Origin of the sequence: Paraburkholderia sp. Ac-20347, assembly GCF_017104805.1 — a bacterium.
Taxonomy (GTDB): domain Bacteria; phylum Pseudomonadota; class Gammaproteobacteria; order Burkholderiales; family Burkholderiaceae; genus Paraburkholderia; species Paraburkholderia tropica.
Map to the genome: position 1 here is coordinate 1 of NZ_JAAGPN010000390.1, position 5,478 is coordinate 5,478.

At 65.0% G+C, this 5,478-nt stretch carries 6 protein-coding genes; 3 read left to right on the forward strand and 3 right to left on the reverse strand.

Annotated elements, in window-relative coordinates; genetic code table 11:
- Window positions 1-451 (forward strand): helix-turn-helix transcriptional regulator (locus tag G3N97_RS35990; RefSeq protein WP_241031048.1); only part of this gene is annotated, 451 nt, incomplete at its 5' end.
- A gap of 67 nt (window positions 452-518) precedes the next feature.
- Here G3N97_RS35990 and G3N97_RS35995 read toward each other — a convergent pair.
- Window positions 519-842 carry a hypothetical protein gene (locus G3N97_RS35995; protein WP_241031049.1) on the reverse strand — a complete coding sequence of 108 codons (324 nt, stop codon included), beginning with the start codon at window positions 840-842 and terminating at the stop codon, window positions 519-521.
- Between the two features lie 55 nt (window positions 843-897).
- Complete coding sequence (locus tag G3N97_RS36000) at window positions 898-1,404, reverse strand: BON domain-containing protein (RefSeq protein WP_241031050.1); 507 nt, start codon at window positions 1,402-1,404, stop codon at window positions 898-900.
- Between the two features lie 284 nt (window positions 1,405-1,688).
- Between G3N97_RS36000 and G3N97_RS36005 the strand changes: the two genes are divergently transcribed.
- Window positions 1,689-3,089: a GntP family permease gene (locus G3N97_RS36005; RefSeq protein ID WP_205997575.1), complete on the forward strand. Its 1,401-nt coding sequence runs from the start codon at window positions 1,689-1,691 to the stop codon at window positions 3,087-3,089.
- Window positions 3,090-3,529: 440 nt separating this feature from the next.
- Window positions 3,530-3,988: a DUF2846 domain-containing protein gene (locus G3N97_RS36010; RefSeq protein WP_176079749.1), complete on the forward strand. Its 459-nt coding sequence runs from the start codon at window positions 3,530-3,532 to the stop codon at window positions 3,986-3,988.
- A gap of 205 nt (window positions 3,989-4,193) precedes the next feature.
- Here the strand turns inward: G3N97_RS36010 and G3N97_RS36015 are convergent.
- A partial coding sequence (locus G3N97_RS36015) for a dihydroxyacetone kinase subunit DhaK (RefSeq protein ID WP_205997576.1) occupies window positions 4,194-5,478 on the reverse strand: 1,285 nt, incomplete at its 5' end.

The window sequence follows — 5,478 nt, forward strand, 5'->3', positions numbered from 1 at the left end:
GGCGCGGCTGCGCGCGCTGCGCATCGTGGCCAGCGAAGGGCCGGAGGACGTCGAGCCGGATCCCGCAACGGAGCCGCTGTCGTCAGGCGCGCCGGGCGCGGGCGGCCCCGAAGTGCTCTACGCGTTCTACAACGTGCTGACGCCCGGCGATGCCTCGGCGGCCGAGCCGCACGCCGTCGCGGCCCTGATGTTCTATCACCCGCGTTCGGCGCCGGCCGTGGACGAGCAGGTGCTCGCCGAAGCGTTCGACCTCTCGCCGGCCGAATGCCGGATCGTGCATCTGCTGGTGGAAGGGCACACGCAGAAGGAGATCGCCGCGCGCGTGGGCGTGCAGCACGACACGGTGCGCAAGCAACTGCAGTCGATCTTTCAGAAGACCGCCACGCGCCGCCAGCCCGATCTCCTGCGTCTGCTGATGAATCTGCCGTCCTGCGCGCCGCCGGGCGGCTGAAGGACGCAAACGGCGCCCGGAGGTCGAGGCGCTCGACACATTCCGGGCGCGGACCTCGCCGACGCGCTTACTTCGCGCGGCAGGCGAAGACGAGCGTGTACACGTCGCCGTTGGTCGAATTGTCGACGGTGTCATACGTGCCGCCGCAGCGAGCACGGGCCTGCTGCACGCAGGAATCGCGATCGCCGGCCGCAGGACACTGGACCTGGACCGTCGGGCGGCCATCGGACAGAAACAGCGGCGGGCCGCTGCTGCACGCGGACAGCGCCGCGAGCAACGCGCAGGCGCCTGCCGCGAAAGGCAGCCTGCGAAAACGGAACAACGACGAACCGAAACGAGTCATGGAGTACCCCGGGGGCTTTCTAGTTTTTCGACGATGCGATTGTGCCATGCCCGCTCGCGCCTGCGCGGCATCCGGGGCGCATCGACGTGCGCGGGGGCGAGGTTCAGTGCGCCGGAGCGGATGACCCAGCGGGCGCAGGCGTCAGCGTCTTGTAGGGCAACGGCGCGCGCGGATCGGCGGCGAGGCGCACGAACACCTGCTCGACATCGGCGATCGCGCCCAGCCGACGCTCCAGCGCCGCGCGGTCGAACGCGGCAGGCGCACAGCCCTCCGCGTAGACGAAGCGCCGCTGCACCGTGATCCAGATGCTGGTGCCCGCGAGCGAGGCGTCGTCGGCGAAGGCGGCGCGGACGGCGTTCGCGATGTCGGCGTCGTAGAGGTAGGAATTCGGCTTCGTGCACTTGTGCGCGAGCCAGCAGGTGGTGCCGCGCTCGACGCGATAGTGGGCGTCGTCGTCGGCTTCGGCCTTGCTCATGCGCGGACCGAGCGGCTGCGGACACGCGCTCGACGCCGACGACAGCGCGAAGAACGGATCGTTGTACCAGTTGCGCATGTCGCCGTCCTGCGCCCAGGCCGACATCGAGATCGCAATCGCCATCGATGCGGCCATCGATGCCGCCATCGATGCGGCCGCAATCGTGCTTCGACACGCACCGCGCGCGCCGCTTGCCGCCCTCGCTGACCGTACGCGCATCGCCCTCTCCTTGCCGCGCTCCTCGCCGTGTCCGATGCTCGCCGCGCTATTCGCGCGCGTCAAGGCGCACCGCGCAATCTCCCTCGCGAGCGCGAGCCGATTCGGTACAATCGCTGCGGCGCACCATGAACGGCCGGTGCAGCCAAAGATATGCAATAGAAGTGCATCAACGAAGTGCAACACGCATTGCAGGAGACTCCATGTCGTTCATTATCGTTCTCGCGGCCCTGGCATTTCTGATGCTTGCGGCCTATCGCGGTTACAGCGTGATTCTGTTCGCGCCTGTCGCCGCCCTCGCCGCCGTCTTGCTCACCGATCCCGCGGCCGTCGCGCCCGTGTTCTCCGGCATCTTCATGGAGAAAATGGTGGGCTTCGTGAAGCTCTATTTCCCCGTGTTTCTGCTCGGCGCCGTGTTCGGCAAGGTCATCGAGCTGTCGGGTTATTCGGAGTCGATCGTCGCGGCCGCCATCCGCTATATCGGCCGCTCGCGCGCCAATGCGGTGATCGTGGCCGTCTGCGCGCTGCTCACTTATGGCGGCGTCTCGCTGTTCGTGGTGGTGTTCGCGGTCTATCCGTTCGCCGCCGAGCTGTATCGCCAGAGCGGCATTCCCAAGCGCCTGATGCCGGGCGCGATCGCGCTCGGCGCGTTCTCGTTCACGATGGATTCGCTGCCCGGCACGCCGCAGATCCAGAACATCATCCCGACGACGTTCTTCAAGACGACCGCGTGGGCCGCGCCCGCGCTCGGCGTGATCGGTTCGCTGTTCATCATCGTGGTGGGGCTCACGTACCTCGAATGGCGCCGCCGCAGCGCGATGGCCAAAGGCGAAGGCTACGGCACCTCGCTCGTGAACGAGCCCGAGCACGTGCAGACCGACCATCTGCCGAATCCGCTGCTGGCCGTCGCGCCGCTCGTGCTGGTGGGCGTGGCGAACTTCTTCCTGACGCGCTGGATTCCGCAATGGTACGGCGACACCTACACGATCGCCCCCGACGTGCTGCCCGGCATCCACGCGCCTGTGACCACGACGGTCAAGCAGGTTGTGGCGATCTGGTCGGTCGAAGGCGCGCTGCTGCTCGGCATCGTGTTCGTGGTCCTGACGGCGTTCACGCGCGTGAAGGATCGCTTCGCGGTCGGCACGAAAGCGGCCGTGGCGGGCGCGCTGCTCGCGTCGCTCAATACCGCATCGGAATACGGATTCGGCGGCGTGATCGCGGCGTTGCCCGGCTTTATCGTGGTGAGCAACGCGCTCAAGAGCATTCCGAATCCGCTCGTGAACGCCGCCGTTTCGGTGAGCGCGCTCGCGGGCATTACGGGCTCGGCGTCGGGCGGCATGAGCATCGCGCTCGCGGCCATGTCCGATCTGTTCATCAAGAGCGCGCAGGCCGCGCACATTCCGCTCGACGTACTGCATCGCGTAGTGGCGATGGCCAGCGGCGGCATGGACACGCTGCCGCACAACGGCGCGGTCATCACGCTGCTGGCGGTGACCGGGCTCACGCACCGCGAGTCGTACCGCGATATTTTCGCGGTCACGGTGATTAAAACGCTCGCGGTGTTCTTCGTGATTGCGGTGTTCTATACGACGGGGATTGTTTAAGTCCTTTGTTGCGTTTTTGTTGTGTTCGCGATCGTTGCTGAAGCAACGACAGTTTGACGCTGACGCACAAACTCTGCTTTTAAATTCTCCTGCGAAACGTACTGCGCCAGGCTCGGCGCTGCTACGTTTCGCTCACTCCCGTCGCAAGCTGTCTTCCTCAAGACCTGAAAATACCAACGCCACCGCAGTCGCCTTCCTTTGCATTCAGAGCAGAATAAATTCAATGCAAATTGCATTTATGTAATTCATAAGAATGCAATTTGAAGGCAATTTGAATCAATTTCCCGCCTCGAATTTCTGTAGTTCCACGACAGCTCGAAAAACAATAAAGAATTGGATCCCGCTGCCGTAAATCAACCATGTCTGCGTTGGGTAAGCCGTGTTTAGCGACCAGACATCTTGGTGTTTCAAACAATTCAAAACCTACCGGGGATAATGAAATGACGAAGTTCTATCGAACCCTGTCGCTCTCTGTCGGCGTCGCGATGCTTGCAGCAGGATGCGCATCGGGTCCGCAGTACAAAGACGTGGCATCGTCGATACCGACGCTCGCTGCCGATCACGGCCGCATCTACTTTTTCCGCTCCGACAGTTTCGGCGGCGCCATGATCCAGCCCGAGATCAAGCTTAACGACAAGGTCGTCGGACGCTCCGTTCCGGGTGGATTCTTCTACGTAGACGAGACGCCTGGCGACTATACGGTGTCGACCACGACGGAGACGAAGAAAGAAGTAACGTTCGCGCTCCACGCAGGCGATACGAAATACGTGCGGACGTCTATCAGCATGGGCATTCTGGTGGGACATATCACGCCGACACTGGACGATCCGGACACCGCACCTCACGAGATCGAGCAGCTCAAATACATCGGCGCACCGGCGACTACCGCCGCCCGATAAAACTCATGAGTTGAACAGGCCGGACAAGCACTCTTCTGTATAGAGCCGGTAGACGCGGTTACGATTCACGCCCAAGCCTTGGCGTTCGAGCACCAGATGTACTCGACGTTATGGGACGCTCACTGGCAGAAGCTGATCGTAGCCGCCCTGTTCTAAGCGCCCATTCAGGAATCAAACCTGGATGCTTGAGCGATCCCAAACCCCATCACTTCCCCACATGCGGTCGCAGCGCCGCCAGCCAGCAGACCACCGCCACCGCACCCGCATCGGGCGACCCCACGGCGCGCGCGCCCAGATAACTCGCCCGCCCCACGCGCGGAAGCATATGCGCTGTCGCCTGCGCGCCATGCTCCGCCGCCGTCACCGCTTCGGCCCACGCGCGTTGCGCGTCGAGCCCTTGTTTCAGGGCCGATTCGAACGCGTTGCTCGCGGGAATCATCGCATCGAGCATCGTTCGGTCTCCTGCCTTTGCACCGCCGAGTTCGCTGATCGCGTCGATCGCGCCGCGCAGCGCCTGCGCCCATTCTTGCGCCGACGGTTGCGCCGATCCCTGCAGATGACGCGACGCACGCAGCAACGCCGTCGCGTAGAACGGCCCGGAACTGCCCGCGATCGCCTTGTGCAGACTCACGCCCAGCGACGACAACGCATCCGGTGCCGTAGCGAGCGCGTGCATCGGCGTGGCGTTCATTGCGTCGGCCGCGCGGCGCATGCTCGCGCCGAGGTCGCCGTCGCCAGCTTGTGCGTCGAGTTCGGCGAGCCGCAATTCGTTATCGGTCAACGCCTGGGCCACGGCATCGAGCGCCGCTTTGATGCGCGTCGCGCGTTCGGCGCCCGCCGCGTCGAGCACCGGCGCGGCATGGTCCTCGCGCTGCACGCCGGACGTATCGAGGCGCACCGTGCGATTCAGGCAGCCCTTGCCGGGCCACGCATGCGCTTCGGTCGCGGCGTCGAGCAGCGCGAGCTTGCCGTCGTCGACACGCATCAGCGAAATCGAACAGCCCGGCATATTCAGTGCCGATAAAAACGTGCCCGCCCACGCGCGCTCCACGCGCAACTCGCGGCGCGCGAGGCTCGCGCAAGCCGCGCGCAGCACGATGGCGAGTTCCATTTGCGGCGTTGCACCGAGACCGTTGACGAGCAGCACGACGCGCTCGCCGCGCGTGATCGCGAGTTCGTCGAGGACGTTCACGAGCAGCGCTTCGGTCAGTTCGTTCGCGGGCAACGGCGCGCTGCGCTCGACGCCTTTTTCGCCGTGTATGCCGAGGCCCAGTTCGATTTCATCGTCGGCGAGCGTGAAGCTCGATTGCGCGACGCCCGGCAGCGTGCAGCCGTCGAGCGCGACGCCCATCGTGCCGAGATTGGCCACCGCGTCGCGCGCCACGGCGGCCACCACTTCGAGCGTCGCGCCGCGCGCCGCCGCCGCGCCCGCGATCTTGTGGATCAGCACCGTGCCCGCGATGCCGCGCCGCTGGCTGCGCTCGGCACGA